The organism is Streptomyces sp. NPDC057939 (genome assembly GCF_042887545.1).
In the GTDB taxonomy this organism is placed as follows: Bacteria; Actinomycetota; Actinomycetes; order Streptomycetales; family Streptomycetaceae; genus Streptomyces.
Genome location: NZ_JBHVPG010000038.1, coordinates 51,681 through 78,341, shown reverse-complemented (window position 1 = coordinate 78,341; position 26,661 = coordinate 51,681). Strand labels below are relative to the sequence as shown.

The 26,661-nt window shown below is 72.3% G+C and carries 21 protein-coding genes; 12 read left to right on the top strand and 9 right to left on the bottom strand.

The genetic code is table 11. The features are described from left to right. Window positions 1–34: 34 nt before the first annotated feature. From ACFVS6_RS31010 to ACFVS6_RS31000, 3 genes are read right to left on the bottom strand one after another with little or no spacing between them, the layout of a single operon-like run. Window positions 35–286, bottom strand: coding sequence for a DUF6406 domain-containing protein (locus ACFVS6_RS31010; RefSeq protein ID WP_389709040.1), 252 nt, complete (start codon window positions 284–286; stop codon window positions 35–37). Then, complete coding sequence (locus ACFVS6_RS31005) at window positions 286–2,256, bottom strand: C2 family cysteine protease (RefSeq protein WP_389709038.1); 1,971 nt, start codon at window positions 2,254–2,256, stop codon at window positions 286–288. The genes ACFVS6_RS31010 and ACFVS6_RS31005 overlap by 1 nt, the downstream gene beginning before the upstream one ends. Beyond that, window positions 2,253–5,069, bottom strand: a complete 2,817-nt coding sequence (locus ACFVS6_RS31000) for a helicase HerA domain-containing protein (protein ID WP_389709037.1) — start codon at window positions 5,067–5,069, stop codon at window positions 2,253–2,255. The genes ACFVS6_RS31005 and ACFVS6_RS31000 overlap by 4 nt, the downstream gene beginning before the upstream one ends. Window positions 5,070–5,928: 859 nt before the next feature. Between ACFVS6_RS31000 and ACFVS6_RS30995 the strand changes: the two genes are divergently transcribed. Together ACFVS6_RS30995 and ACFVS6_RS30990 are read left to right on the top strand one after the other, a co-directional pair. Then, complete coding sequence (locus ACFVS6_RS30995; protein WP_389709035.1) at window positions 5,929–6,942, top strand: M48 family metalloprotease; 1,014 nt, start codon at window positions 5,929–5,931, stop codon at window positions 6,940–6,942. Further along, the gene (locus tag ACFVS6_RS30990) at window positions 6,939–8,843 is read left to right on the top strand and encodes a hypothetical protein (protein WP_389709033.1); all 1,905 of its coding nucleotides are present in this window, start codon (window positions 6,939–6,941) and stop codon (window positions 8,841–8,843) included. Before ACFVS6_RS30995 ends, ACFVS6_RS30990 begins: the two co-directional genes overlap by 4 nt. 48 nt (window positions 8,844–8,891) lie before the next feature. Here the strand turns inward: ACFVS6_RS30990 and ACFVS6_RS30985 are convergent, their stop codons facing one another. Continuing rightward, window positions 8,892–10,061: a steroid 3-ketoacyl-CoA thiolase gene (locus ACFVS6_RS30985; protein WP_389709031.1), complete on the bottom strand. Its 1,170-nt coding sequence runs from the start codon at window positions 10,059–10,061 to the stop codon at window positions 8,892–8,894. Window positions 10,062–10,304: 243 nt separating this feature from the next. Between ACFVS6_RS30985 and ACFVS6_RS30980 the strand changes: the two genes are divergently transcribed. Continuing rightward, window positions 10,305–11,549, top strand: a complete 1,245-nt coding sequence (locus ACFVS6_RS30980) for a cytochrome P450 (protein ID WP_389709029.1) — start codon at window positions 10,305–10,307, stop codon at window positions 11,547–11,549. A gap of 356 nt (window positions 11,550–11,905) precedes the next feature. Next, window positions 11,906–12,340, top strand: a complete 435-nt coding sequence (locus tag ACFVS6_RS30975; protein WP_389709027.1) for a hypothetical protein — start codon at window positions 11,906–11,908, stop codon at window positions 12,338–12,340. A 127-nt stretch (window positions 12,341–12,467) separates the two neighbouring features. On the opposite strand, the gene ACFVS6_RS30970 is transcribed toward ACFVS6_RS30975, so the two are convergent. After that, the gene (locus tag ACFVS6_RS30970) at window positions 12,468–14,474 is read right to left on the bottom strand and encodes a bifunctional glycosyltransferase 87/phosphatase PAP2 family protein (RefSeq protein ID WP_389709025.1); all 2,007 of its coding nucleotides are present in this window, start codon (window positions 14,472–14,474) and stop codon (window positions 12,468–12,470) included. Window positions 14,475–14,593: 119 nt separating this feature from the next. Between ACFVS6_RS30970 and ACFVS6_RS30965 the strand changes: the two genes are divergently transcribed. Further along, entirely contained in the window at window positions 14,594–14,926 is a 333-nt protein-coding gene (locus tag ACFVS6_RS30965) for an antibiotic biosynthesis monooxygenase family protein (RefSeq protein ID WP_389709023.1), read from the top strand. Window positions 14,927–15,464: 538 nt separating this feature from the next. Here the strand turns inward: ACFVS6_RS30965 and ACFVS6_RS30960 are convergent. Then, window positions 15,465–15,860: a nuclear transport factor 2 family protein gene (locus ACFVS6_RS30960; protein ID WP_389709021.1), complete on the bottom strand. Its 396-nt coding sequence runs from the start codon at window positions 15,858–15,860 to the stop codon at window positions 15,465–15,467. 105 nt (window positions 15,861–15,965) lie between these two features. On the opposite strand from ACFVS6_RS30960, the gene ACFVS6_RS30955 reads away from it, so the two are divergent. Next, entirely contained in the window at window positions 15,966–16,526 is a 561-nt protein-coding gene (locus tag ACFVS6_RS30955; RefSeq protein ID WP_389709020.1) for a GNAT family N-acetyltransferase, read from the top strand. A gap of 68 nt (window positions 16,527–16,594) precedes the next feature. Here the strand turns inward: ACFVS6_RS30955 and ACFVS6_RS30950 are convergent, their stop codons facing one another. Continuing rightward, window positions 16,595–18,670, bottom strand: coding sequence for a DHA2 family efflux MFS transporter permease subunit (locus ACFVS6_RS30950; protein WP_389709072.1), 2,076 nt, complete (start codon window positions 18,668–18,670; stop codon window positions 16,595–16,597). A gap of 133 nt (window positions 18,671–18,803) precedes the next feature. On the opposite strand from ACFVS6_RS30950, the gene ACFVS6_RS30945 reads away from it, so the two are divergent. Further along, window positions 18,804–20,003: a peptidoglycan-binding protein gene (locus tag ACFVS6_RS30945; protein ID WP_389709018.1), complete on the top strand. Its 1,200-nt coding sequence runs from the start codon at window positions 18,804–18,806 to the stop codon at window positions 20,001–20,003. A gap of 133 nt (window positions 20,004–20,136) precedes the next feature. Continuing rightward, a complete protein-coding gene (locus ACFVS6_RS30940; RefSeq protein ID WP_389709016.1) occupies window positions 20,137–20,823 on the top strand; it encodes an HAD-IA family hydrolase in 687 nt (228 codons plus the stop codon). A 387-nt stretch (window positions 20,824–21,210) separates the two neighbouring features. On the opposite strand, the gene ACFVS6_RS30935 is transcribed toward ACFVS6_RS30940, so the two are convergent. Further along, window positions 21,211–21,732, bottom strand: coding sequence for a DinB family protein (locus tag ACFVS6_RS30935; protein ID WP_389709070.1), 522 nt, complete (start codon window positions 21,730–21,732; stop codon window positions 21,211–21,213). A 580-nt stretch (window positions 21,733–22,312) separates the two neighbouring features. Here ACFVS6_RS30935 and ACFVS6_RS30930 point away from each other — a divergent pair. The 4 genes from ACFVS6_RS30930 to ACFVS6_RS30915 all read left to right on the top strand — a co-directional run bounded on the left by ACFVS6_RS30930 (window position 22,313) and on the right by ACFVS6_RS30915 (window position 26,249). After that, window positions 22,313–22,966 carry an HNH endonuclease family protein gene (locus tag ACFVS6_RS30930; protein ID WP_389709068.1) on the top strand — a complete coding sequence of 218 codons (654 nt, stop codon included), beginning with the start codon at window positions 22,313–22,315 and terminating at the stop codon, window positions 22,964–22,966. Between the two features lie 101 nt (window positions 22,967–23,067). Then, window positions 23,068–24,729, top strand: a complete 1,662-nt coding sequence (locus ACFVS6_RS30925; RefSeq protein WP_389709014.1) for an alkaline phosphatase D family protein — start codon at window positions 23,068–23,070, stop codon at window positions 24,727–24,729. Window positions 24,730–24,923: 194 nt separating this feature from the next. Beyond that, complete coding sequence (locus tag ACFVS6_RS30920; protein WP_389709012.1) at window positions 24,924–25,535, top strand: DedA family protein; 612 nt, start codon at window positions 24,924–24,926, stop codon at window positions 25,533–25,535. Window positions 25,536–25,754: 219 nt separating this feature from the next. Further along, window positions 25,755–26,249, top strand: coding sequence for a hypothetical protein (locus tag ACFVS6_RS30915; RefSeq protein WP_389709011.1), 495 nt, complete (start codon window positions 25,755–25,757; stop codon window positions 26,247–26,249). Window positions 26,250–26,417: 168 nt separating this feature from the next. Here ACFVS6_RS30915 and ACFVS6_RS30910 read toward each other — a convergent pair whose 3' ends face one another. Continuing rightward, window positions 26,418–26,657, bottom strand: coding sequence for a DUF2277 domain-containing protein (locus tag ACFVS6_RS30910; RefSeq protein WP_389709008.1), 240 nt, complete (start codon window positions 26,655–26,657; stop codon window positions 26,418–26,420). Window positions 26,658–26,661: the final 4 nt, after the last annotated feature.

Below are 26,661 nucleotides of genomic sequence, written 5' to 3'. Positions count from 1 at the left end.
TTACTTTCCTGGGTAGGTTCACCGATTGTGATGACTAATGGACTTTACGGAGGACAACCCACCAGTCCGGGCGCGGGAGGTTCTCGACGCGGTCGAGGGACCACACCTCATCCCCTACGGAAAACACGTCCCCAATGATCAGATCGTGATTCTGCTCCCCCTCGGAAGCGACGACGAGGGCCACCGAGACCGGACCTCCCTCCGGAGCGCGGACACGGCGCACGATGTACGTCACATCGCCCCGCTCCTCGGGAACTCCGTGGCGAAGGAAGATTTCATCGTCCATCAAATTTGCCCTATCGTCGTGTAGCGGTTCTTGATGTTCTCTCGGAATTCATCGAGCGTCAGAGGGTCGGGGTGTGACTTGTTGTGCGGGTTACGCAGATGTATCTGCCCTCGCCCATCCACTTCGGTCACCTCATAGGCATGCCCATCGATGAGACCCTTGGGGAGATCCCTCTCGTCCTCCAGCTTCAGATTCACGGTACCTACGAGGACGGGGCACCCCTCTGCGAGCTTTCCCCTTAGCGTGTCGATCAGTTGCCGATCGGGGCTACGGCCATCCATGTCGTACTGGGTGGGAAAATCATCGGTGTAGGCGGGTTCACCGGTGAGCTGCGTCAGCAGTTCTGCACGATGGTTGGGGAAACTTCCGCGATCGAGGCGGCTGTACCCCTCCGCCGACGACTTGAAGTGTTCGTCCCCCCATGTCGCGTCGACTCCCGCGATCGCCTTTTCCAGAATCGGGACCCACGCCGCATCACCGACACCGGATTTCGCGTAGGCCGGCCGGTCGGGCGAGGCTGCCAATACCGGAAGATCCGGCGTGACGGTCAGAACCGCCATCGCCCCTGTCGGCTCGAAATGGGACCAGTCGCCGTATCGGGAACGCTTCGTCTGGTGGAGGGTCACTTCATAAGTGCCGTCGCCGTTCTCGCGAATCCTCTCGGAGATCGATTCCGGACGGTGTCCGGCGACCGCACCCATGGCGGAAATGATTCCGCAGTCCCCGAGGCTTCCCTGCTGTGCCTGTTCACGCCTGGGCGGGCCGTCGAACAAGGGCGTTCGCTTGCCGTCGGGGCCGTCGAGCGGCGTGCCGTATTCGTACTTTCCCTTCCGGGTCTCCTCCGGGAAATCGGGCCGGTCAACCGTGGCGTGTTTGTCGACGGCGGTGTCGTTCGCCCTGTCCCCCAGGGACAGGGCATCGCGCCAGCGGCCGAAGACTCCGCCTTCGGGCCCCTCTTCGCGCTCCAACGCGTACTCGGACCTGTTCTCCCCCACCGGTCCGTCGACCTCGTCGGACCCAGCAATGTCGTCGGTCCCGTCACGCGGATCGCCTTCCGAAGCACCGGCCGCGACCCCCTGGTCGTCGTTCGCATCGGCGCGCAGGAGGTCGGCATCGCCTTCGGGCACATGGGCGTCCGCCTCCGGTTCCGCCTTCGCCGCCTCGGGAGCCCGCCCCGGTCGTTCCCCATCGTCGTCGGCGCCGACCTCGCCACCGGGCCCTTCGGGCTCCTCCTCTTCGGCGCGATCCGAAGCCACCGCTTCCTCGGCGCCATCCAGGTCGTTCTCGGCGTCGCCCTCCGGCACCGCGTCGGGTGCGCCCGACGGCTCGTCGTCCTCGACCTCGTCGGGGGATTCCTGTATCTCCCGGTCGGATGTCGCTTCCGCTGCCGGACGTTCTTCTTCGTCACTCTCGTCGTCGTCGCTGTGCGCGTCGCCGTCGGACTCACCCTCGTCGTCACCCTGATCGCCGTCGGGCACGTCGAACTCGCGCTCGACGTCATCGCCGGGTGTGGCGGGCTCCTCCATGGCATCGACGTCCCCGTCTTCCCCAACGGCTTCGGACGCCTCCTCCGGGGCCTCCGGAGCCTCCGGGTCGGAGCGCTCGTCCGACTCCTGCGCTTCCTCGGGCTCCTCCGGGGCGTCGGGCTCGTCCGCGTCGTCCGGCTCCTGCGCTTCCTCGGCGGCGTCGGGGTCGTCCGGCTCCTGCGGCGCCTCGGGGTCCTCCGGGGCCTCGCGCTTTTCGGGGTCCTCCGCGTCTTCGGGGTGCTCGGAACCGTCCGGGGTCTCCCGCTCCTGGGAACCCTCCGGGTCATGCGGCGCCTCGGGCTCGGCGTCGTCGTCCGTCGACGGGGCATCGGCGGTTTCCGCCGTCGCCTCCGGTGCCTCCTCGGGTTCGCCGACCGGCTCCGGGAGGTCCGGCGGTGGAGGTGGCTGTGGGGCGTCCGAGGATGCCGTGTCGAGCTCGCTCATATCGCGTCCCCCATGAACGGTTCGGGCACGGTTGGCTTGCTCGGCCGACGTTCGAAGCATTTCAGTACCGCTGCGAAGCGCTTCGACCAGTCCTCCGACGGGTCCGCGCAGCCGACCGTGCGTTCCAGGACGGACGGCGTGCCGCGCCCGTGGTAGTACTGCCGGGTCTTCGTCCCCTTGCGGGCCTTCCAGCGCGGCTCGGCGACCGGGCACGGGTCGTGGCCGTCGAGCTGTGCCCGCATCATCGCGGCGACGTGCCCGGCCAGGGCCCCCGGTGAGCCGGGAGCTCCGACGCGGCTGTGCACGGCCCGGTCCACTGCTTGGCCGATGGCACACTCCACCAGGCGCCGCCCGTCGGTCCGGTACGGGGCCAGCGAGCGGCGCATCGCCTCGCCCGGCAGCGGCGTCATCCAGCCCAACAGGTGTGCCGCCACGGCCATTTCGGCCCACAGGGTGATGCGGAGTTCGACCTCGTCGGTCAGGCGCTCCGCGGTGCGGAGCTGTCGCAGCGTGCACGGGGCGGTCGAGCAGCCCTCGCCGCACGCGCCGCTGCGCGCGGTCACCATCGGGGCCGGGGACGCGGGGCGGATGGCCGCGGCGTCCTCGCGCGCCGTGCCGTCCTGCATGCGGACCAGCAGGGGATAGTCCATGCCGTCGGTGAACACCGCGGCCTCACCGGGCTTCAGGGTGACCAGGTACTCCGACTGGGCCTCGGTGATGTTCATCGTCGCGCCGACGGCCTCGCGGTCGTCCTGCGCGGGGAGCCGGTGGACGACCTTGGCGGCCGTGTTCTTGATGACGTCGGGGACGAGTTTGGCCGGGATCTGGTCGGCGATCACCAGGCCCTCCCCGTACGCGCGGATCTCGGCGAGCAGCCCCGCGAACATCTCCACGGCGTGCGCGCTCGCCCCGCCGTCCTCCGAGCGGCGCAGCAGCCGGTGGGCTTCCTCGAAGACGGTCAGGTGCCGCAGGGGGAAGGAGATCCGGCGGGTCGTGCGCTGTTCCATCCGCAGGTATTCGACGAGCCGGATGAGGATGGTCCCCATCAGGAAGGCCTTGTCCTTGTCGTCGCCGACGTCCTCGATCTCGAAGACGACGTTGCGGCTGAGCAGTTCGCCGAAGTCGATGGGGTGGCCGCCCTCCAGGAACCGGCCCGTGGTGCCGAGCCGCAGGCTGGCGAGGCGGATCTTGATGAAGCCCTGGACGTTGTCGGTGATCTCCTTGCCGTAGCCGATCTCGGCGACGATCTGAAGGGCCGTGTGTTCCAGGTCCTCCAGCGTCGGGTAGCGCGGTTCGGTCCCGGCGTGCCGGGGTTCGCCGAGGGTGAGGTCCCAGCCGAGGTCTTCGTAGCAGCGGGTGAGTGCGGCGCTGAGCACCTGCGGAAAGGGCTCCTGCGGGTCGAAGGAGGCCAGGAAGAGGGCGCGGACCATGTCGAGGTGCGTTTGCAGGGGGAAGCGTTCACCGTTCGCGAAGACGGAAGGCTCCAGCGGGTTCAGGCCCGCGGGAAGGGCGTCGCGGTCACCGGGCTTGATGACGATGACCTCGTGCTCGTCGCCCAGACGGGCCGACATGAACCGGTACTCCGCCTTGGCCGGTTCGACGACCAGCCAGGGCAGGCCCTCCCGGGTGGCCGCTTCGAGCAGGCCGCGTACGGTCTGGGACTTGCCGCCGCCGGTCGCCCCGCAGACGAAGGTGTGCCGGTTGAGCGTGGAGCGGGGCAGGTCCAGGGCGCCGACGGGGCCGCGGTTGCGGTCCAGGATCGTGCCGAGCCTGATCGGCCCGGCTCCCGGCGCAGCGGCGCGTGCCGCGCCGTGTTCGGGGGTGACGTCGAAGTCGGGGCGCAGGGCGAACCGTACGCCGGGCACCTCGTGGGCCGGGGGTCGGGCCAGGGCGGCCAGCAGCTCGGAACTACCGTGGAACGGGGTGCTCCCGGGTTCCGGCAGATGACGGCCGTCGGGGCCGGTCGTCAGCACGGTGGGGAGGTCGCCCACCTGCCCGGTCGGCTTGAGCGCGTACGGGAGCCCTTCGAGGTCGGCGGACGCGCAGACGAGGGCGGCCACGCGTTGGGCGTCCTCGGGCGTCCGGCCACCGGCCAGGAGGCGGATGCGCCACAGGCCGGTGGCCGCGGCCTTGGCCAGTTCCTTGTGCCGGCGCTCCAGGCGCGCCGCGTCCAGGCCGTATTCGGGCGAGCCGGCCGCCTTGGACTGGGCCCGGCGTTGCCGGTCCGCGGTGTCGCCGGTCAGTTCCTCCAGCTCGCCCGGGGGGACCGGGTCGGCCAGCACCAGCCAGGCGAAGGCGTCCTGCCACACGCCGAGCAGGCAGTCCTCCAGGGTGGGGCGCAGTCGGGTCGCCGCCTGGTCCCGGTGTTCGTCGTCGATGAGGAGCCCGTCGGCGACTCCGGCGACGGCGGTCCAGTGGGGGAAGTGCGCCAGCGTGCCGGCGATGGCGCCCGGGGCCTGCCGCCGTGCGCGGGCTCCGGCGGGCAGGCGGAGCAGGGCGGTGCCGGGGTCTGCGGCATCGTCACCGCCGGCCAGGGAGGCGCCGCCGAGGAAGACGTCGAGGGGGTGGGCCGCCGACGGCCGCGACCAGCCGAGGAGGACGCCGCCGCGGCCCGGGTCGTACGGGTCGCGGGCGTGGAAGGCGGAGACCAGGGCCGCGTACCGATGTCCGCGCAGGTCGTCGTCGGGTCCGGACGGGTGGGACGCGTCGGGCCGCCGGCGCGGCACCTCGGCCAGGGCGTACGTGGGCATGCTCAGCAGTCGGTGCCATGCCTCGCCGTCCCCGGACCCGGTCCGGCTGTGCTCGCGCGGCATCGTCGACACAGTCGCCCCCCAGTCGATCGGTCTCGTGGAGCACATCCTAGAGTCGATCAAGCGGCACTTCCCACCTTTGCGCCGAGGCCGTCCAGTACGCGGAAGTGAACTGGACGCCGCGTCACGGGTGATGCAGCATGTCTCGCCTACAGGCCGATGAATGACTCTCCGCTTCGGCGGATTCGGGGGCGAGTCGAATCACTGGGGTGTCCCGTGGATCGTCTGCCGGGTCGGCATCTGTCCAACTGTTTCGATACCAGCGCCATTTGCGCGCCTTGCACCAACAGGGCGGACTTACGTGAACCAACCCGTCGATCCTCGACAGCCGCAAGACCCTTCGGGTGGCGCCGAATCCGGCACGCCGAACCCTCCCCAGGCACCGCCGTCGCCCGCGTACGGGCAGGAGCAGGCGGTACCTCAGGGGATGCGCCCCCACCCGCCGCAGGGCCGGCCGTACCCGGCGGCGCCTGCCGCGCAGCCCCCCGGCCACCCGGCCGCGCCTCCCCCGTACCCGACCGCGCCTCCCCCGTACCCGACCGGACCTTCGCCGCACCCGGCCGCGACTTCGGCGTACCCGACCGCACCGCCGAGCCCGCCGCCGCACCAGCCGCCCGCCCACCCGGCGGCTCCCCCGCCCCAGCCGCCGGGATACCCCGCCGCGCCCCCGGCGCAGGCCGCGGGCCACCCGGCGGGTCCGCCGCAACCGCAGCAGCCGTACGCGCCCTACGGCCGGCCGGCCGCGTCCGGCGGTTTCGGGGGGCTGCCCACCCCGGGCTTCCAGAGCACGGGGCACCCTCCGGCGCCCCCGCAGGGACAGGTACCCGGTCATTACCCGGCCCCGAGCGCGCCTCCCCCGCCCGTGGCACCCGCTCTCGCGCACCCGCAGCAGGGGCAGCCGCCGATAGCCGGCGGGACCCCCGCCCACGCGCCGCTGTACGACCCGACGGCCCCGCCGCCCGTGCGGCGCGGCGCGGACTCGTCGTCCATCACCACGCTCCTGCTCAACCTGCCCCTGTTCGGGGGCAGTTTCCTGATCATCTGGCTCATTTCCCGGATGATGCCGCCGGGCGTGAACCTCCTCTTCATCGGCGCGTGGCTCGCGTCCGGCGCGCTGATGTTCCACCGCCCGACCGAGCGTGCCCTGGCCCGGATCCTGTTCAAGGTCCGCGAACCCACGGGGGCCGAGCTGGCCAGGCTCCAGCCGCTCTGGGAGAGCGTCACCCGGCAGGCCGGGGTCGATGGTTCGGGCTACGACCTGTGGGTCGAGGACAGCGACCAGGTCAACGCCTTCGCCGCCGCGGGTCACATCGTCAGCGTGACGCGCAAGTCACTGAACGGCCTGCCGCCGGATCAGCTCGCCGCGGTCCTCGCCCACGAGTTGGGACATCACGTCGGTGGCCACGCCTGGTCCGGGCTGCTCGGCGTCTGGTACGCGTTCCCGGCGCGGATCGTGATGTACGTCGTGAAGTTCGTCGTCACGTTCGTCTTCCTGGTCGCCGCGCAGATCGCCTGCCTCGGTGCGCTGCTCTTCGCCCTGATCGTCGGCGCGGTGGCCATCGCCCTGGCCGCGGCCTTCCCGCCCGCGCTGGCCCTGTTCGCGGTCCCGTTCCTCCTCGCCTGGGCGGGGCGGCTCGGTGAACTGCGGGCCGACCGGTTCGCCGCGGAGATCGGCTACGGTCCGCTGTTGCTGGCCACGTTGACCGGATGGCACGACCAGGGCCACGACGACGACCACCGCGGGCAGCGCCTGACGGCCCGGCTGATGGCCACGCACCCGCCGCTGGTCCAGCGCATCCGCGCCCTGGAGCCGTTCCTGGCCGGTCCCGCAGGGCCCACCGGGCCCCACGCACCGACCGGAGGTCCGGTCGCATGACGTCCCCGCAGACCGATACCGCCACGAAGTTCCCGGCCGGTCCGCCCGGGTCTCCCCTGCCCGAGCACTTCCTGCGGCTCTTCGAGCCGGGGCAGCGGCTGGGGTGGACCTACCGCGACCCCGAGTCGCTGCGGACGCCGTTCCCCGAGCCGGAGCCGCACCGCCATCCCGTGCCCGTGGCGTACCAGAACCGGGCGCACGCCGCCCGGCTGGCCCACGAGGCGCGCAAGGCCTCCGTCACCAAGGCCGGCGGCGGCATCGTGCTGCTGTTCCTGCTGCTGACCGCCGCGGCCGGCGCGGCCATGGCCGTACTGGCCGTCGCGGCCGTGGCGGTGTGCCTGGTCCTGGTCGTCCACTCGGGACGGACGGCGACGACGGCCACCTCGCAGTTGGAGGCCAAGCACGCCGAACTGGAGCAGCACTTCCAGTACGCCTGGCACGACTGGCACCAGCGCGGAACGCAGCACGCCGCGGCTCAGGACGCGTGGGTGCGCGGCCACGACGCGTGGGGCGCGCTCCCGGCGGGCCCCAACGCGCGGCGCCTGGACCTCTTCGGTGGCAGCCAGCGCAGCCGGGAGGGGTTCCTCACGGTCTTCGGCGCCTCGACGCTCCAGCAGCAGCCGTTGATCGTCGTCGACCTGACGCAGGCTCTCATCTGCCAGGAGCTGGCCGCGCTCGCCGAGCTCGCCGACGTGGCCGTCGACGTGCAGTTGCTGCCGAGCCGGATGGCCGAGAGCGGGATCGTGAGCGGCCTGACTTCGCTGGAGCTGGTCGACAGCCTGGTCGAGGCCGTGCACGCCGACGGTTCCGAGGCCAACAGGGCCGGTCGGGCCCTCGACACCCGGATCCTCCAGCAGCTCTGCGGGGCTCTCGGGGCCGACGTCACGCCGGCTCGCCTCGGTGCGGGTCTGCGGGCGCTGATGGGCGAGATCGACGACACCGAGGCCCTCACGCGGGCGGAGCGCAACCGCATCGCGGACGACCTGGTGGGCGACAAGAACAAGGACCAGATGCGGGACAGCCTGCTGCGGCTCGCGTCCCTCCTGCATCCCTTGGAACGCCTCGGTGCGGAACGCGCCGGGCGCGGTCCGGGCTACCTGACCTGCATCGCGCTGGACTTCGTCACGGGATCGGCCAGTACCGAGATGCTGGCCGACCTGGCGGTGCAGAGCGTGACCCGGCGGCTGGCCTCCTTCCCGGAGACGGCGCCGTCGGTGGTCGTCGCGCTCGGGGAACAGGGCATCCAGCGGCGCCATCTGGAACAGTTGGCCGGGGTCTGCGAGCGGCGCGGCGCGCAGCTCACGGTCCTGCACCCGCACTTGCGCGAGAGCTCGCAGGACGTCATCGGTGGTGGCACGGTCGGGTTCATGAGGTTGGGCAACCACCAGGAGGCCGGGATCGCCGCGGACTTCCTGGGTCGCCAGTACTCGTTCGTCCTGCATTCGTTGACGGACACGGACGGAACGACGGTCACGACCTCCCTCGCCAAGACCATCGGGTCCTCGGTGAGCAAGGGCACCACGCTGAGCGAGTCGGTGTCCCGGGGGTCGAACTGGGGCAGCAGCAACAACTACGACAGCGGGCCGAACCCGTTCTCGTCGGGCGGTTCGACCAGTTCCGGTGGCAGTTGGAGCGAGACGACGGGGACGTCGACGAGCACGACGTACTCGACGAACGAGTCGACCTCGCACACGACCAGCGATGGCACCAGCACCAGTCACGCCCGTGGCCGGCAGCGCGTGTACGAGTACGCGGTCGAGCCGACGCAGCTCCAGGCGCTCGCCGACTTCAGCCTGCTGCTGGTCGACCGGAAGCCGGACGGTTCCGTGGCGGTCCGGGCGGCGGACTGCAACCCGAACATCATCCTGCTGGACCGGGTGAGCACCCGGCCGCTGCCGTGACGGGGTGGTGGGGGCGGGGCCTCTGAGCCCCGCCCCCACCCCACGGACTCAGAGGCGCTGGATGATCGTGCCCGTGGCCAGCGCGCCGCCCGCACACATGGTGATCAGTGCGAACTCCTTGTCGCGTCGCTCCAGTTCGTGCAGTGCGGTGGTGATCAGGCGGGCGCCGGTCGCGCCGACGGGGTGGCCGAGCGCGATCCCGCCGCCGTTGACGTTGACCTTCTCCAGGTCCTGGTCGAAGACCCGGGCCCAGCTGAGGACCACGGAGGCGAAGGCCTCGTTGATCTCGACGAGGTCGATGTCCTTGAGCGACATGCCGGCCTTGCCCAGTACGGCCCGCGTGGCGTCGATGGGGCCGTCGAGGTGGAAGTGCGGGTCGGATCCGACCAGGGCCTGGGCGACGATCCGGGCGCGCGGGCGCAGTTTGAGCGCGCGCGCCATCTTGCGGGAGGCCCACATCACGGCGGCGGCGCCGTCGGAGATCTGCGAGGAGTTCCCGGCGGTGTGCACGGCCGTCGGCATGACCGGCTTGAGGCGGGCGAGGGCCTCCATGCTGGTGTCGCGCAGGCCCTCGTCCCGGTCGACGAGGCGCCACATGCCCTGCCCGGCCGCCTGTTCCGCCTCGGTGGTGGGCACCTGGACGGCGAACGTCTCGCGCTTGAAGCGCTCCTCGGCCCAGGCGGCGGCGGCCCGTTCCTGGGAGAGCAGGCCCAGCGTGTCGACGTCCTCGCGGGTCAGACCGCGGTGGCGGGCGATGCGTTCGGCGGCCTCGAACTGGTTCGGGAGGTCGACGTTCCACTCGTCGGGGAACGGCTTGCCCGGGCCGTGCTTGGAGCCGGATCCCAGCGGGACGCGGCTCATGGCCTCGACCCCGCAGGCGATGCCGACGTCGATGACCCCGCCGGAGATCATGTTGGCGACCATGTGGTTGGCCTGCTGGGAGCTGCCGCACTGACAGTCCACGGTGGTCGCGGCGGTCTCGTACGGGAGCCCCATGGCGAGCCACGCGTTGCGGGTCGGGTTCATCGACTGCTCGCCGGCGTGGGTGACGGTGCCGCCGACGACCTGCTCGACGCAGTCGGGCTGGATGGTGGTGCGGGCGAGCAGTTCGCGGTAGGTCTCGCCGAGGAGGTAGGCGGGATGGAGGTTGGCCAGCGCGCCCCCGCGTTTCCCGATGGGGGTGCGTACGGCTTCGACGATGACGGGTTCCGCGGCCATGAGCTCGTCCTCTCCTGCACAGCGCCAGCGCGGCGGGCCGTCCCGGCGCCCCGCCCGAACTAGTACGCGTTCTAGTTCTCCCCCGCAGTCTTATGACCCGGACCCCCGGCACGCAAGGGTCTTGCACGCGGCTTACACGGATTCCACACGCAACAGGTGGCGTTCCGGCCCTTGCCTCTTCTAGAACTCGTTACTACGTTCAAGCCAGCTTCTGATGCTCCGTCAGACCTTGGAGTCGCCCCGATGCCCTGTCCCGCGCTGCCCGAAGGCTTCGACGCCACCGACCCCGATCTCCTCCAAAGCCGCGTCCCGCTGCCGGAGTTCGCCGAGCTGCGGCAGACGGCGCCGGTGTGGTGGTGCCCGCAGCGGCGGGGCATCACCGGTTTCGACGACGAGGGCTACTGGGTCGTGACCCGGCACGCGGACGTCAAGTACGTCTCCACGCACCCGGAAATCTTCTCCTCCACCACCAACACGGCGATCATCCGCTTCAACGAGCACGTCCCGCGTGATGCCATTGATGCCCAGCGACTGATCATGCTGAACATGGATCCGCCGGAACACACGCGCGTACGTCAGATCGTGCAGCGCGGGTTCACCCCGCGCGCCATCCGCGGCCTGGAACAGGCCCTGCGGGACCGGGCCCGGAAGATCGCCGAGGAGGCCGTGGCCGCGTCCGCCGACGGCAGCTTCGACTTCGTCACCCAGGTCGCTTGCGAACTCCCCCTCCAGGCCATCGCCGAGCTGATCGGCGTACCGCAGGAGGACCGGGCCCGGATCTTCGACTGGTCGAACAAGATGATCGCGTACGACGACCCGGAGTACGCGATCACCGAGGAGGTCGGCGCGAACGCCGCCATGGAACTCATCGGCTACGCGATGAACCTGGCCGCCGAGCGCAAGGAATGCCCCGCCAAGGACATCGTGACCCAGCTGGTCGCCGCCGAGGGCCAGGGCAACCTGGGCTCCGACGAGTTCGGATTCTTCGTCCTGCTGCTGGCGGTCGCGGGCAACGAGACCACCCGCAACGCCATCAGCCACGGCATGCACGCCTTCCTCACCCACCCCGACCAGTGGGAGCTGTACAAGGAGACCAGGCCGGCCACCGCGGCCGAGGAGATCGTCCGCTGGGCCACACCCGTCGTGTCCTTCCAGCGCACCGCCACCCAGGACACCGAACTGGGCGGCCAGAAGATCAAGGCCGGCGACCGCGTGGGGATGTTCTACTCCTCCGCCAACCACGACCCCGAGGTGTTCACCGATCCCGGCCGGTTCGACATCACCCGCGACCCGAATCCCCACCTCGGCTTCGGCGGCGGGGGCCCGCACTTCTGCCTCGGCAAGTCACTGGCCATCATGGAGATCGACCTGATCTTCAACGCCCTCGCCGACGCCCTGCCCGACCTGCGACTGACCGGCGAGGACCCGCGCCGGCTGCGCGCGGCCTGGCTCAACGGCATCAAGGAGCTCCGGGTCAGCCGCGGTTGAGCACGCGCGGCCGTACCGGTTCCGGAGCGGCAGGGGCCGTTCCACCCACGCCCCGGCCCCTGTCGCCCCCGGGGTCACGGCGCGCGCCACGACCCCGCGACCCGTCCGAGTGGCGCGATGACGCCCGAGGCCCGATCCTGACAGGACGCGACGATCCACCGAAGGGGCGCCGGGGCTCGATGCCCCGGCGCCCCTTCGGCCGTCACGATCCCGGGGGCGGGGGACCGCCCGCGGGTCCCCGCGGGCGGGGACGCGGGTGGGTAAGGTGTGTGCATGTCAGAAGCGCGAGCGACGGGACCGAGGGGCTTCAGGTAGCCCGCCAGGAAATGCCTGGCGGTTGCGACCGACGGAGTCCCATGTCACGCACCGCTCATCACATCCCGCCGTCGCACGGTGAGGAAACACCGCCCGGACGCCCGGCGGGCAGCCCCTGGCATTCCGTGGTCCTCCACGACCTCCGCTTCAGCGCCCGCGGATTCGCCGACGCCGCACGGGAGTCCACCAGGCCGCGTCCGGTCAAGGTCCGTCGCCGGGTGGAGGTCCGCTCCTTCCCCCGACACAACCGCGACTCCTCCGTCGCATGGGCGTCCGCCATCGAGGAACGCCGGGCACGACAGCTCCTGCGGGCCCGGGTCGGACTGCTCCTCGCGCTGCTGCACCCCGCCGGTACCGGACCCGTACGCGCCGCGGCCGACGCGGATGCCGAAGCCGGCGTCGCCGCCGCGGCCGACGCCGCGAACGTGGACATACCGCCGGCACGCCACCGGCACGGCTCGCTCTGGCATGCGTAGCGGCGGGCTCCCACCCGTACTCCGGGCCCGCGCGGGGGCGGGTCCGGGGCCGGAGTACGGCGGGGCGGGGTGCGGCGGGGCCGGGTACGACGGGGGCCGCGCAGGGCGGACCTCCCGTACCGCGGGTCTACGTACGGGCCGGGCTGCGGGCCTCCTCCGCGGCGGACGTGCGCTGTGCGGGCAGGCTCACCTGCACGCCCCGCGGGCCCGACAGGACGTGGACGAGGCCGAACCCCGCGGCGACGACGACCGCCCCGCCCAGCGCGTCCAACACCCAGTGGTTCGCGGTGGCGACGATCGCGCACACCGTGATCAGCGGGTGCAGCACGCCCAACAGCTTCTGCCAACCCTTCGGCGCGAGGACGACGATGACGATCCCGCACCACAGGGACCAGCCGAAGTGCAGCGAGGGCATCGCCGCGTACTGGTTGGAGATCGCGGTCATCGCCCCGTACGACGGGTTCGCCAGGTCCTGCACCCCGTGCACGGTGTCGACGAACCCGAGGCCGGGCATCAGGCGCGGCGGCGCGAGCGGGTAGAGCCAGAAGCCGAGGAGCGCGAGGACGGTGGCCAGGCCCAGCGAGGCACGGGCCCAGCGGTAGTCGCCGGGGCGGCGCCAGTAGAGGACACCGAGGATGCCCAGCGGCACCACGAAGTGGAAGGAGGTGTAGTAGAAGTTGAAGAACGCCTCCAACCAGGGCGTGTTCACCACGGCGTGGTTCACGGCGTGCTCGATGTCGATGCCGAGGACCTGCTCGATCCCGTGGATCCGGCGGGCGTTGCCCTCCGCGAGCGGACGGCTGGCGGGGGCGGCGGCGCGGATGTGCGAGTAGAGCGAGTAGCCGACCCGTATCAGCAGCAGTTCCAGCAGCAGGTTGGGGCGGGACATCACCCGCCGCCAGAACGGCAGCAGCGGCACCCGGGCCCAACGGGCCTCCGCGGGCCGCCCGTGGACGGTGGGCACGGGCTCCCGCCAGTACGGCGAGGACCGCGGCAGGAACGGCACGGCGCAGGCCGCCGCGAGGGCGGCGAGGAGCGGCACGTTGTCCCGTACGGGGGCCAGCGCCGCCATGTTCGGCAGCAGCACGGAACTCGGCAGGGTCATGGCCAGGACCACGGCGACCGGCCAGACCCGCCGGTCGGCGGCCCGCTTGCCCACCTTGCCGGCCACCGCGAGGAGCACCCACAACAGTTGGTGGCGCCAGCCCGCCGGGGACACGGCGACGGCCACGCAGCCGGTGACGGCGACGGCGAGGAGCAGCTGCCCGTCGCGGGCGTAGCGGGCCGCACGGCGCAGGCCGAACCAGATGACGGCCGCGGCGAGGACGAGGGCGAGGGCGATCTCGGCGGGGCCGTCCAGTCCGAGGCGCAGGAGGGCGCCGTGGAGGGACTGATGGGCGAGGCTGCCGGGGGTTCCGCCGAGGCCGGTGCCGACGACGTGCTCGACCCAGTACGTCCAGGAGTCGCGCGGCAGGGAGGCCCAGGACAGGGCGGTCGCTCCGGCGAAGGTCAGGGCGGCGGCCTGCGCGGCGGGCCGGCGGCCGGTGAACCACAGCAGCGCGGCGAAGATCAACAGGGGTGGTTGGAGAGCGGCCGCGAGACCCAGGAGGAAACCGGCGGGACGGTCCCCCGGCACCCGGAACACGGCGAGCAGCACCAACAACACGGGCAGGACGGCGGTCTGCCCGGGCGACGCGGCCTCGCGGACGGGCAGCGACACCATCATCACGGTGACCAGCACGGGCGCGGCCAACAGCGCGGTGCGCCGGGGTACGGGGTCGGGCAGGCCGCGCGCGGCGACCAGCCCGATCGCGGCGACGAACAGCAGGGTCACGCAGGTCCAGGCCACCTCCAGGGAGGGCGCGGCCAGACCGGTCAACGGCTTCAGGACCAGCCCCGCGAAGGGGGTGCCGGTGAACTGGCCCGCGTCGTAGAGCGACCCGGGGAGGCCGGCGGGGAGGTGGAAGCCGCTGAGCCACTCGGCGGGCGGCACCCGCAGCACGGCCGCGGCCTGTCTGAAGGCCAGGACGCCGGCGAGGGCCCACAGGAACAGGCGTACCGCCCCCAGCCTTCCGCTACCGCCTATGACCCCGGCGTGTCCGTCCGCACCGCCGCGCTCCGCCGCGTTCGCCACGCCTCGTAGTCCTCCCACCGTGTCCGCCGCAACCCCGACTTCGCCCGGCCGCCGCGTCTCGTACCGCGTTTCACTACCGGGACGACGATATCCCCCGCGCGATCCCTAGGATGGCGTCCATGAGCATCGTGAAGATCAACGCCCTGACCGTGCCCGTCGAGCAGCGCGAGGTCCTGGAGAAGCGCTTCGCCTCCCGGGCGGGCACCGTGGAGGGCTCGGACGGGTTCGAGTGGTTCGAGCTGCTGCGGCCCGTCGAGGGCACCGACCAGTACCTCGTGTACACCCGGTGGCGTTCGGAGGAGGACTTCCAGGCGTGGATGGAGGGCCCCATGAAGGCGGCCCACCAGGGCGGCGGCGACTCCTCCGGCGGCGACCGCCCGAAGCCGGCGGCCTCGGGCTCGTCGGTCTGGTCCTTCGAGGTGGTCCAGCAGGCAGCCCCGAAGCAGGCCTGACGGGGGCGGGGCGCCGGGGCGCCGGGGCACCGGGTCGTCCCCGGTCGCCGAGGGGCCGCCCGCGACCGGCGTGGGCCGCCGAATGTTCGCCAGGGCTCCGACCCGCCGGCCGTCCCACGATCCTCGGACCGGCCGCCCCGCAGGCCGTCACCCGTTCTCCGGCCGGCCGGTCCACCGTCCCCCGACGCCCCGACGACCCGGTGCGAAAGGCGGTAGGCAGCCGGTGGAGACCTGCGCGCCGCATTCGCGCAGGACATCCGCCTGGGCTTCGGCCTGGCGACACAACGCTCCCGCACGCACGGCCCCGGCGGCACCGACGGCGCACGCAGGCCTCACGAGGGCCACTGCACGGCGCCCGCAACGCAGGCGCGGCTCAGGCCGGCCCGACGCAGGAGGCGCGGCACAAGCGGCTCGGCGCAGACGGTCCGGCACAGACGACCCGGCACAAGCGGCCCGGCACAGGTTGCCCGCCTCAGACGGCCCGGCACAGGCGGCACAAGCGGGCCCGCCCCCGCCACCCCGCGCGGCCGGCGCAGGGTCACGCCCAGAACGCGTCCGACTCGTCCAAGTCCTCCACGCACTCGTCGATGTCCGTGATCTTCCCGCCGACGATGGTGAAGAAGAGGCCTTCGTGGATCTCGATGCCCCGGTCGCCCCGGTCGGCCCGCATGAGGTGGAACGACATCACGTGCCCCCGCCCGTCCGCCAGGACCCGGTCCAGGTCGATCCGGAGGGTGCCGTTGGTCTCCTCGCCGAGCCTGCGGTAGAGGTCGAGGACGGCCTCCCGCCCCTTGTGGTGCCCGGAGAGCGGGCTGCTGCCGGGCACGTGGTGGATGACGTCCGCCGTCATCAGCGAGCCCATCGTCTCCATGTCGCCCTTGCCGAAGGCCTCGTAGGCACGGCGCACCAGGGCGCAGTTCGGATGCTCCGACATGACCCTCACACCCTCCATTTGTCGTATTTTCACCTTTCCTCATCATCGGTCCGTGGGTGTGGATATTCCACGCGGGCGACGCGATGGGCGCCCCACAATGGCGTCATGGACACCAACTCGATCATCAAGACCGCCTCCACCACGACGACCGCCACGCCCCACACCCAGCCCCCCACCCCCCGCCCCCGTACCTGGCAGGTGGTCCAGGAACCCTTCACCACCTCGGACGCGACCGACCTGCGCCGCGCCTATTACGCGGAAGTCGCCGGCCGGTATTGGAAACGGGCCGTCACGGACGCCGAGATCGACCAGGGGATGCTGGACTTCCCGGCGGACGACCTCGCCCCACCCGCGGGCCGCTTCCTGGTCGGAAGGCTGGACGGAGTACCGCTCTCCTGCGGCGGCGTGCGTCTGATCGACCCGGTCACCGCCGAACTCACCAGGGTGTACGTCGCCCCCCACGCCCGCGGCACCGGCGGCGGGGCGGCCCTGCTCGCGGCCCTGGAATCGGCGGGCAGGTCGCTGGGCGCCGAGCGGGTCCGCCTGGACACCCGCTCGGACCTCGTCGAGGCGCGCGCCCTCTACGCGCGGCACGGGTACCGGGAAATACCGGCGTACAACTCCGAACCGTATGCCGAGCACTGGTTCGAGAAGCCCCTGACCTGACCGCCCCGCAAGGCGCCCGGGCCGGCCGACCCACTGCCGACCCACTGCCGACCCACCGACCGGCCCCATCAGTGCGCGGAGTGGTCCCGACGCGGCAGCGTGTCGTAGGGCTCCTCGGCGTCGGAGCCGCACAGCTCCCGGTTGATCTCCTCGACGAGCTTCACCAGGTCGGTCGGGCGGTCCGGCCCCCACCAGTCACCGAGCAACTCGGCCAGGGACTCCTGCCGGGCGTCGGACAGCCGGCGGGCGGCCACCCGCCCCCGGTCCGTGAGGATCAGCGCGAGTCCGTCGCGGGAGGCGAGGCCGCGTTCCTCGACCTGCCGGGCCGCATCCGTGATGGCCCGGAGCGGGACGATGGTGCGTTCCGCGAGCACCGCCGGCTCGGCGGAGCCGTACTTGTTGATCCGCAGCAGCAGCCAGCTGGCGGCGGGGAGCAGGTCGTAGCCGGCCTTCGAGGTGATCTTCTCGTAGACGTGCCGCCGCCCTTCGCGGGTGCCCAGCACGGACAGCGCGCGGGCGACCTCCTCGTGCGAGGAACGGTGGACGGGGTTGGAGGCGAGCGTCTCCGTCACGTCGGGTGCGGTGACGGAGCCCCGGAGCTTGTCCTCCTTGAGGAACCAGGCGATCACGAAGGCGACGAGCACCACCGGCACGGCGTAGAGGAACACGTCGGTGATGGAGTCGGAATAGGCGTCCAGTACCCGGGGCCGCAGTTCGACGGGCAGGGTGCCGATCGCCCGGGGATCCGCCTCAAGCCCCGCAGTGCTCACCCCCGGAGGCAGCGGAACGCCGGCCAGGGAGGCGGTGAGCTGGTCACCGAGCCGGTTGGTGAAGATCGTGCCGAAGATGGCGACGCCGAAGGAGGCGCCGATGGAACGGAAGAAGGTGGCACCGGAGGTGGCGACTCCGAGGTCGGCGTAGCTGACCGAGTTCTGCACGACGAGGACCAGCACCTGCATGACGAGACCGAGTCCCGCGCCGAAGACGAAGAAGTAGACGCCCATCACCAGGTCGGAGCTGTCCCGGTGCAACTGGTGCAGGAGCAGCAGGCCGATGGAGGTGACGCCGGTGCCCAGGATGGGGAAGACCTTCCACCGGCCGGTGCGGCTGACGATCTGCCCGGAGGCGGTGGAGGCGATCAGCAGACCGATCACCATCGGCAGCATGTGGACGCCGGACATGGTCGGTGAGACGCCCCGGACCACCTGGAGGAAGGTCGGCAGGTAGACCATCGCCCCGAACATCGCGAAGCCGATGATGAAGCTGATCACGGAGCAGAGGGTGAAGGTGCGGATGCGGAACAGACCGAGCGGCAGCACCGGTTCGGCGGCCCGGCGCTCCACGATCACGAAGAACACCAGGAGCACCGCGCCGAGGACGGCGAGCCCGATGATCCGCGCCGACCCCCAGCCCCAGGTGCCGCCGAGGGAAGCGACGAGCACGAGACAGGTGGCGACGCAGGCGATGAGGAAGGTGCCGAGGTAGTCGATGGTGTGGCGGGAGGATCGGGCCGGAATGCGCAGTGCCACGGCGATGACGACGAGCGCGACGAGTCCGATCGGGAGGTTGATGTAGAAGACCCAGCGCCAGGAGAGGTGGTCCACGAACAGACCGCCCAACAACGGTCCGAGCACGCTGGTCGCACCGAACACCGCGCCGAACAGGCCCTGGTACTTGCCGCGCTCGCGGGGCGGAACGATGTCGCCGACGATCGCCATGGACAGCACGATGAGTCCGCCGCCACCCAGACCCTGGAGGGCGCGGAACCCGATGAGCTGCGGCATGTCCTGGGCGAGACCGCACAGGGCCGATCCGATCAGGAAGATCACGATGGCGTACTGGAAGAGCCTCTTGCGACCGTACTGGTCGCCGAGCTTGCCCCAGAGCGGGGTGGCCGCCGTGGCCGCCAGCATGTAGGCGGTGACCACCCACGACAGGTGGTCCATACCGCCGAGCTCGCTGACGATCGTGGGGAGCGCCGTGGAGACGATGGTCTGGTCGAGGGCGGAGATCAGCAGGCCCAGCAGCAGGGCCCCGATCGAGACGAGCACCTCGCGCGAGGCGTGCTCGGCGCCGGGACCGGGGTCCACGGCGGACGTGGTCACATCCTGAGCCATCGGCTCCTCCTCGGGCCGGATCAACATCTCCATCCTGAGCGGTGTGTCCGGTTATGGCCTGTCGGACGGGTTGGGTGAGGCCTGAGGGGTCTGCATAATCGCAGGCATTGGCCAGGGAGGGGTACCAGTGAGCGCTGAGCGCTGTCCAGAATGCGGCGCCGTGAGCGTCGAATGCCGGTGCACGCCGGGGGTGGGGTTCAACCCGCTGCGCATTCGCCCGTACGTGGGGCTCGCGGACCAGGGTCGGGCCGTGCCGGATCCGTCGTCGCCGCAGCCCGTCCTGGGCGCGGTCGCCCAGCCCTCCGACGCCCCCGACCGGCCGCCGTTCCCCTCGGACCCGCCGCCGCCCGGCGCCCCCACGGGGCAGGGCGCACCCGACCCTGCCCCGGTACCGGGCGCGGCACCGCCCCCGCAGCCCGGGCAGCCTCCGACCCATCCGGCCGGACACCATCCCGGTCCGCCGCCGCCCCCGCACCCGACCGCGCCGAACCCCTCCCCGGCCCCGCCGCCGATCCCGGCTCCGGCCGCGCCGACGGCCGCCGAGGCTGCCGCGAACACTGCGAACACCGCGGATGCTGCGGACGCCGCCACGACGCTGCTTCCGGCCGTGCCGCCCGCCGATCCGGCGGAGCCGCACACCCCCGCGTACGGGATACCCGTCCTGGCCTGGCCGGATCAGACGGTCCAGCTGCGGGCCGTTCCCGCTTCCGCCGGGCATGCCGCCCCGCTGGGGCGGGCCGAACCGGCCGTGGGCGATGTCGACGGGGAGTCCGGCAAGCGGTCCCGACGGTTGCTCCCCGTGCTGGCCGGCGCCGGCGCACTGGTCGTGGCCGGTGCGGTGGCCGTGGCCCTGGGGTTCACGGGCTCGGGGACGGAGGACAGGGCGCTGACGGACCCGAAGCCGTCGGCCCCCGCGGTCAGCGTGGTGCCGGTCGACCCGACCGGCCCTTCGGAGGAGGCGTCGAGTCCGACACCGGGCCCGTCCGCGTCGGCTTCGCGCTCGGCCTCGCCCAGTGCGTCGCGCTCCGCGTCGCCGTCCGCCTCGCCCAGCACGTCCCGTTCGTCGCCTCCGCCCAGCACGACCCCGTCGGCGTCCGCGAGCCGCTCGGCCGGCCCGTCGTCGCCCCCGCCGTCGCCGCCGGCCGTTCAGGCGCCGACCCTTCGGTACGGGGATTCCGGTGCCGAGGTCGAGAAGCTCCAGCGGCTCCTCTCGGAGCAGGGCCTGTACCGCGGCAGGCTCGACGGCAGGTTCGGCCGCTCCGTCCGTAGCGCCGTCGAGGACCTCCAGATGGAGTTCGGCATATACGACGACCCGTGGGGCGTCTACGGGCCGGCGACCCGGCGGGCCTTGGAGGGATAAGTCACGTCCCCCGTGGTGGCGCGGACCCTCCAGAGTTTTGTATCTTGGAGGAACAAAGTGGTTCCGTCCTCAACCCCTGACCGGGGGACGGAACCACTTGTTCTCTTTTCCCGCCCCGTCTGGAGCCCCTCCCATGCCGGCCAGCACCACCACCGCGCCCCTCGTCCTGACCGCCAAGGCCCTGCTGCTGGACATGGACGGCACCATCGTCAACTCCGACGCGGTGGTCGAACGGTGCTGGCGCGAGTGGGCTGTGTCCCACGGGCTGGACCCGCACGAGGCGCTGAAGGTGGTCCACGGCCGCCAGGGCTACGCCACGATGGCCATCCTGCTGCCCGAACGGCCGATGGAACTCAACTACGCCGAGAACACGGTGATGCTCGCCCGCGAGACCGCCGACACCGACGGCGTGGTCCCCGTCGGGGGCGCCCCCGAGTTCATGGCCTCGATCGCCTCCCTGCCGCACGCCCTGGTCACCTCCGCCGACGCCGCGCTGGCAGCGGCCCGGATGACGGCCGCCGCGCTGCCGATGCCGCGGATACGGGTGACCGCCGAATCCGTCTCGGCCAGCAAGCCCGACCCCGAGGGCTTCCTCAAGGGCGCCGCCGAACTGGGCGTGGACCCGGCCGACTGCATCGTCTTCGAGGACTCCGGCGCCGGAATCGCCGCGGGCCTCGCCGCCGGCATGCGCGTGATCGGCATCGGCCCCCGCGCCGCCGCGCACGGCCCGACGGCCCACGTCCCCGACCTGACCTCGGTCCGCGTGGACACCACCCCGAACGGCGCGATCCGCCTCACCCTCACCCCGCCCACCCGCTGACCCTCCCGCAAACACCCCGCCCCCGGCGCGACGCGGCCTGCACGACGCAACCCGCCACGATGCAAAGTGACCCTGCACGGCCCCGCACGACCCACCGCGGCACAGCAGGTCCCCACACAGCGCGACCCGACACGGCCCAGCGGCGCCCGCACAACCCGGCCCGACACGGCCCAGCCCTGCCGCACAGCCCAGCCCAGCCCGGCACGACACGGCCGGATCCGGCACTGCACCGCACGGGCCCCGTGCGGTTCGGCTCGGCACAGCCCGGCCCGGCCGGCCCGCAGCGACACCGCACAGCCCGACCCTGCGGGGCGCAGCACGATGCGGCGCGACTCCCGCGCACCGCCCGCCCCTGCGGGGATCACGCGCGGCAGCCCGCTGCCACCGCTACTGCCCCACGCGCCCGTCCACGCACTCCCGCAGGAGATCCGCGTGGCCGTTGTGGCGGGCGTACTCCTCGACCATGTGCACGAGGACCTCGCGCAGTTGCATCGGCTCCTCGCCGCCCGTGCCGGTGACATCCAGGTCGGGGGCCTCGGCCACCAGTCGCTCGGCGAAGGCGACCTCATCGCGCCAGGTCGCCCATGCGTCCGCGACCACCTCCGGGTCGCCGATCGCACCGGTGAACTCCCCGTCGCGGTCGTCCGCCGAGCGGTAGTGACGACGTATCCCCTCCCCCGCCATGACCTGTCGGAACCAGTACTGCTCGACACCCGCGAGGTGCCGCACCAGCCCCAGGAGCGACAGGTTCGACGGCGCCACCGATCGGCGGGCCATGCCCTCGGCGTCGAGGCCGGCGCACTTCATCTCCAAGGTGAGCCGCTGGTCGCGCAAATAGCCGACGAGGACGTCCCGTTCTCCCTGGAAGCCGCCGTCCGAGCGGGCATCGTCATCGGGGTGGACGAACATGTTGGACCAGCCGAACCGGCTGTGGGGCGCAGGTGTGATCACGACGGCGAGCCTTGCCCCGACGCCCCGCGTACCGCAACGGAATTTCCCGCCGAACCCTCATGCCCCCACCCCGCCGCACGCGTTCGGACCCGATGACGCACAGTCACCCGGTACGCCGAGGCCGAAGGCCACCCCCGGCATGGCGCCGCGTCGCACCACTCCCACCCGCCCCACCGCGACTCCGAACTCACCCCCTCCACCTCACCGCGCCCCCGCGATCCACCCATCACCCGCAAGGCGTCCCGCCCCGGGGAGCGGCGGCCGAAAATCTCACCGCCGGTCGCCCCTGCCACCGACCCCGGCCACCCCGTATGCGAGTTTGACCCCGCCTTGCCCCCATCCCTGTGCGCGGAATCTCAACTTTCGCTTGAGAGAAGGGCCTTGAACGGCTTGATGTGACGTGCGCATGTCGGCACGCTGTCACCTGGCGCCCACCCGGACGACATCTCACGGCGCCAGCATGGCCGCGTCCCGCCGGGGCAGCACGGCCACCACCCCCCGCATCCACGGAGCCCTCATGGCCCTCGCTTCCTTCCGCATGCCCTCCTTCTACGCGCGTCGCATCGGCCGCGCGGGAGTCCTCGCGTCGGCGGTCGCCCTCGCCTCGCTCACCTCGCTCGTCAACGCCCCCGGAGCCATGGCGGCTCCGCCCGCGCCCATCAGCGCCGCGGCCGCCCGCGCCTACCTGGCCACGGTCACGCCCGCGGCGGAGGGCTCCACCAGCGGTTACAGCCGCGACCTGTTCCCCCACTGGAGCACGGTCTCCGGCTCCTGCAACACCCGCGAGACCGTCCTCAAGAGGGACGGCGTGAACGTCGTCCAGGACTCGTCCTGCGCCGCCGTCAGCGGAAGCTGGTACTCGGAGTACGACGGCGCCACCTGGACCGCCGCGTCCGACATCGACATCGACCACATGGTGCCGCTCGCCGAGGCCTGGCGATCGGGCGCCAACTCCTGGACGACCACCAAGCGCCAGCAGTTCGCCAACGACCTCACCCGTCCGCAGCTCATAGCGGTCACGGACAACGTCAACCAGGCGAAGGGCGACCTCGACCCCGGCAAGTGGCTGCCGCCGCGGACCGCCTACCGCTGTACCTACGCCCGCATGTGGGTCCAGGTGAAGCAGCACTGGAACCTGCGCATGGACGCCACCGAGAAGACCGCCCTGACGAACGTCCTGAACGGCTGCTGACCCCTCACCCGAACCGGCCGTTTCTCCCCCGCCAGGGGGAGGCCACGCCCACCCTCCACCCCGTACCGTGATCACAGGGGATGCCGACAAGGGGGATTGGGATGGCCGGACTGCGTCTGGGGCCGTTGCTGCGGTACGTGGACTGGGACACGGGGGGTTCCGCCACCATATGGGTGGAGGCGGACCGCCCGTGTACCGCCGAGGTCCGCTGTGCCGACGGGGCCGGCGGCAGCACCCACACCTTCCAGGTATCGGGCCACCACTACGCGCTCGTGCCGGTGACCGGCCTGACCCCGGGGGCGACCACGGCCTACGAGGTCCTGCTCGACGGGGTCCTCGTCTGGCCCGCCGCCGACAGCGCCTTCCCACCGAGCACCATCAGCACTCCGGCCGTGGGCGGCGGCCCCGGCAGGCCGGCGCCGGGACTGCGGGTCACCTTCGGCTCCTGCAGACAGGCCGCACCGCCCGCCGACCACCGCGGACCGCACGGCGCCGACGCCCTCGACACGCTCGCGGCCCGCCTGGCGTCGGAGCCGGAGGCCGTCCGCCCGGACGTCCTGCTGCTGCTCGGCGACCAGGTGTACGCCGACCAGTTGTCGCGGGACACCCGGCGGTGGCTCGCGGCCCGCCGCGACCTGCGCGAGGCGCCGGGCGCGCAAGTCGCGGACTACGAGGAGTACACCCGGCTCTATTACGAGTCCTGGCTCGACCCCGAGATCCGCTGGCTGCTGTCGACCGTCCCCAGCCTGCACATATTCGACGACCACGACGTGATCGACGACTGGAACACGAGCGCGGCGTGGCTGGCGGAGATGCGCGCGACGCCCTGGTGGCCGGAGCGGGTGCTCAGCGGCCTGATGTCGTACTGGGTGCACCAGCACCTCGGGAACCTCTCCCCCGCCGAGCTCGCCGCCGACCCGCTGTACGCGGCGGTACGGGACACCCCGGACGGCACGGACGTGCTGCGCACGTTCGCCGCGCGGGCGGACGCCGACCCGGCCTCGGTCCGCTGGAGCTACCGGCGGGACTTCGGCCGGACCCGGCTGCTGATGGTCGACACCCGGGCCGCCCGGGTACTGGCCGAGGACGGCCGGGCCATGCTCGACCCGGCGGAGCAGAACTGGCTCCGGGAGAACGCGCTCGCCGGGCACGGCGGGTACGACCACCTGCTGATCGGGTCCTCGCTGCCATGGCTGATGCCCCCGCTCATCCACGACGCGGAGGTGTGGAACGCCGCGCTGTGCCGGGGCGAGCGGGGGCCCCGTTGGGCGCGGATCGGTGAGGACCTGCGGCGGCGCAGCGATCTGGAGCACTGGGCGGCCTTCCCGAGCTCGTTCGAGGCACTGAGCGATCTCATCGAGGAGGTCGGGACGGGCCCGCGAGCTCCGTCGACGGTGTGCGTGCTCTCGGGGGACGTCCACCACGCGTACGTGGCCGAGCCCCGAATACCCAGCACCTCGCGGGTGTTCCAGCTGACCTGTTCGCCGGTGCACAACTCCATCCACACGGCCGTGAAGCTGGGCTTCCGCCTGGGCTGGTCGCGGGTGGGCCGGTGGCTGGGGAGGGGCTTCTCCCGCCACGGCCGGACGGGGCGGCCGCCGCTGAGCTGGCGGCGTACGGGCGGCCCGTGGTTCGGCAATCAGCTGATGACGCTGTCACTGGCGGGCCGGGACGCCCGACTGCGACTGGACCAGACCCGCAAGGGGCGGTCGGGGGCTCGCCTGGTGACGGTGCTGGACCGTGAACTCACCGATGCGGAGTAACACCGACCACCTCCCGTACGACGGGCACGGACTGCGGCGCCCGGGCCCGGCCCGGGCCGGGGCGGCCCCGAGCCCCGCCACCGCCGAGGACCCGCGGCTCCGCGGATCGGGCTCCGGGCGTACGCTGTATGGCTGTCAAGCCGCCCCTGCCGCTCCCCGCGACGACGCGGCGCTTCGGACTGGGGAGTTCCGCTTTGCTTGAGACGCTGGGGTCGCTGACCGCGAGCCCATGGATCTATGTCGTGGTGGCGGTGTCGGTCGTTCTCGACGTGTTCCTCCCGGTGCTGCCGAGCGGCATGCTGGTGATCATGGCCGCGGCGGCCGCGGCGGCCGCGGGCGCTCCCGCCGAGGTGCCGGACATCCTGGCGCTGCTGGTGATCGCCACGACCGCTTCCGTACTGGGCGACATGGCCGCTTACCGGCTGGCGCGGCGCGGCGGAGCCCGACTGGACCGGGCCATCGCCCGTTCGCGCCGGCTGACCCGGGCCCACGAGCGCCTCGGCTCGGCCCTGGCCAGGGGCGGCGGCGCCCTGGTGGTGATCGCCCGCTTCGCCCCCGCGGGCCGCTCGGTGGTGTCACTGGGCGCCGGCAAGACCCAGCGCAAGGTGATGGAGTTCCTGCCCTGGTCGGTACTGGCGGGCATGAGCTGGGCCGGCTACAGCGTGGCCCTGGGCTACTACGGCACACAGTGGCTCGGAACGACCTGGCTCGGCGGCGCGGTTTCCCTCATCGCCCTGTTCGCGGCGGGCTCCCTGGCGGCCTACGTCATCCGCCGCCCCCCGGAGTCCCCGACCCCGGCCACGTAGAACACCCCGACCCCACCAACACCCGAACCCGACCGACCCAACCGACCGGCGCGGGCAGCGCGGGAGTAGCCCGTGTGGGGCACTCGGTCACCCGTTCACCCGGCAGGGATCGCCGCGTCCCGGCAGGGCTTCTAGCGTCCAGAGCACGGTGCGCAACCGAATCCGCGTCACATCCGTGCCCTGGCCGCGCCGTTTCGAGGAGCCCGAGGAGTTCTCTCCATGACCCGCACCCGCAACCGGCACCGCCTGGCAGGGGTCGCCGCCGCGGCACTCGCCGTCGCGGCCGTCGTCCCGGCCACACTCGCCTCCGCCGCCCCCTTCGCCACCGTCTCCCCCGGGACCGTCGCCCCCGGTGCCCGCGTCAGCCTCAACATCGAGGGCTGCGGCACCAAGACGGGCCGGGCGACCTCCCGGGCCTTCGGCGACGTGTCGCTGACCCCGGGCAACCTGGAGGCGACCAACCTCTTCGGCGCCGCCACCGTCTACCGCGACGCCGTCGCCGGCTCGCACCCCGTCACCTTCGAGTGCGGCGGCGCGGGCGGCCAGCGCGTCACCGTCGCCCTCCAGGTCGCCTCCGGCGCCGCCCGCGGCGGCCTGGGAGGCAGCGTCGGATCGATCAGCAGCGCGCAGATCGCCATCGGCGGGGCGCTCGCCGCAGGCGCACTCGGCGCCGGCGTGTGGGTCCTGCGCCGCCGCTCGGCGTCCATCGGCTGAACCGGCGCAACCGGCGGAGGAACACCCGCAGGGCCGACACCGGCCCCGCCCCGTCCGTCGCCCGCCCGCCCGACGCGAACCGCCCCCGGGCCGGGACGTGCCCGGCCCGAGTCTTACCCAGCCCCCAGGGCGGCGACGGGCCGCCCGGCAAGGGCCGGGCGGTGGCGGTCACGCGTCGGCAGTGGCCTCGGCGGCGGCCCGGCCCCGTACGTGAACCCCGTCGAGCAGCAGCCTCGTCGCCTCCGCGACGGCGTCCACGGCGGCGTCGAACACCTCTCGGTTGTGCGCGGCGGGCGCCCGGAACCCGGACACCTTCCGTACGTACTGGAGCGCGGCCGCGCGAATCTCCTCCTCGGTGGCCTTCTCGGGGATGGCGGGCGGGCGCAGGGTCTTAATGGAGCGGCACATACCT

Excerpts from the sequence above, each read along its gene's own strand:
- ACFVS6_RS31010 (WP_389709040.1), bottom strand. The coding sequence starts at position 286 with ATGGACGATGAAATCTTCCTTCGCCACGGAGTTCCCGAGGAGCGGGGC.
- ACFVS6_RS31005 (WP_389709038.1), bottom strand. The coding sequence starts at position 2,256 with ATGAGCGAGCTCGACACGGCATCCTCGGACGCCCCACAGCCACCTCCA.
- ACFVS6_RS31000 (WP_389709037.1), bottom strand. The coding sequence starts at position 5,069 with ATGCCGCGCGAGCACAGCCGGACCGGGTCCGGGGACGGCGAGGCATGG.
- ACFVS6_RS30990 (WP_389709033.1), top strand. The coding sequence starts at position 6,939 with ATGACGTCCCCGCAGACCGATACCGCCACGAAGTTCCCGGCCGGTCCG.
- ACFVS6_RS30985 (WP_389709031.1), bottom strand. The coding sequence starts at position 10,061 with ATGGCCGCGGAACCCGTCATCGTCGAAGCCGTACGCACCCCCATCGGG.
- ACFVS6_RS30980 (WP_389709029.1), top strand. The coding sequence starts at position 10,305 with ATGCCCTGTCCCGCGCTGCCCGAAGGCTTCGACGCCACCGACCCCGAT.
- ACFVS6_RS30975 (WP_389709027.1), top strand. The coding sequence starts at position 11,906 with ATGTCACGCACCGCTCATCACATCCCGCCGTCGCACGGTGAGGAAACA.
- ACFVS6_RS30965 (WP_389709023.1), top strand. The coding sequence starts at position 14,594 with ATGAGCATCGTGAAGATCAACGCCCTGACCGTGCCCGTCGAGCAGCGC.
- ACFVS6_RS30960 (WP_389709021.1), bottom strand. The coding sequence starts at position 15,860 with ATGTCGGAGCATCCGAACTGCGCCCTGGTGCGCCGTGCCTACGAGGCC.
- ACFVS6_RS30955 (WP_389709020.1), top strand. The coding sequence starts at position 15,966 with ATGGACACCAACTCGATCATCAAGACCGCCTCCACCACGACGACCGCC.
- ACFVS6_RS30950 (WP_389709072.1), bottom strand. The coding sequence starts at position 18,670 with ATGTTGATCCGGCCCGAGGAGGAGCCGATGGCTCAGGATGTGACCACG.
- ACFVS6_RS30940 (WP_389709016.1), top strand. The coding sequence starts at position 20,137 with ATGCCGGCCAGCACCACCACCGCGCCCCTCGTCCTGACCGCCAAGGCC.
- ACFVS6_RS30935 (WP_389709070.1), bottom strand. The coding sequence starts at position 21,732 with ATGTTCGTCCACCCCGATGACGATGCCCGCTCGGACGGCGGCTTCCAG.
- ACFVS6_RS30930 (WP_389709068.1), top strand. The coding sequence starts at position 22,313 with ATGCCCTCCTTCTACGCGCGTCGCATCGGCCGCGCGGGAGTCCTCGCG.
- ACFVS6_RS30925 (WP_389709014.1), top strand. The coding sequence starts at position 23,068 with ATGGCCGGACTGCGTCTGGGGCCGTTGCTGCGGTACGTGGACTGGGAC.
- ACFVS6_RS30915 (WP_389709011.1), top strand. The coding sequence starts at position 25,755 with ATGACCCGCACCCGCAACCGGCACCGCCTGGCAGGGGTCGCCGCCGCG.
- ACFVS6_RS30910 (WP_389709008.1), bottom strand. The coding sequence starts at position 26,657 with ATGTGCCGCTCCATTAAGACCCTGCGCCCGCCCGCCATCCCCGAGAAG.